General features: G+C 58.9%; 1 protein-coding gene. It reads right to left on the bottom strand.

What is annotated here, in order from left to right; all coding sequences use genetic code 11:
• Positions 1-586 (bottom strand): helix-turn-helix domain-containing protein (locus NKI96_RS32470; protein WP_502900320.1); only part of this gene is annotated, 586 nt, incomplete at its 3' end.
• Between the last annotated feature and the right edge of the window lie 78 nt (positions 587-664).

A 664-nucleotide genomic window follows, 5' to 3' on the forward strand; every position in this document is an offset into this window, starting at 1 on the left:
AAACGCTCTCGAACACCGTGAAGGCATAGGCTTCCTTGGTAGTCGACAACGCCTCGCAGGCGATGAGATAGCGGCTGGCGAAGTCGGTGATCGTCAGCGGGTAGCAATAGCGCCGATCGGCGAGCATGAACTCGCCTTTGTAGTCGGCACACCACAGATCGTTGGGCCGATAGCCGTTTGAAAGTGGTGTTCCCATCGCCCTGTTGCGCCTTCGCTTGCGGCGCTCGACCAGGCCATGGCGGTCGAGAACCGCATGCACCGTCGAGATCGCAGGCCGGTGAACGTCAGGATACAGCCGGGCCAACCGTTCGCGTATCTTTGGCGCACCCCAGGTCGGCTTGTCTTGCTTGAGGCGCACAATCAGCTTCTCGATTTGAAACGGAAGCTGATTGGCGTGGCGGTAGGGTCGGCGTGATCGATCCGTCAGCCCCTCAAGGCCACTGTCATTGTAGCGTGTGAGGATCTTGTAGCCGGTCTTGCGCGAGATATCGAACTCACGGCAAAGCACCGCCATCTTCTCGCCGTCCAGCAGCCGGGCAATGAACTTCAGCCGCTCTTCCATGACGTTACACTCCTTCCAAGGCACCTTGCTCTCCTTGCAAAGGGCCGAAAGTGTAACCCATGTCTCCGGAATGAACTGTCACCCATCTCTCGGGAAGGGCAG

The organism is Mesorhizobium sp. M0292, from assembly GCF_040321695.1.
GTDB lineage: Bacteria > Pseudomonadota > Alphaproteobacteria > Rhizobiales > Rhizobiaceae > Mesorhizobium.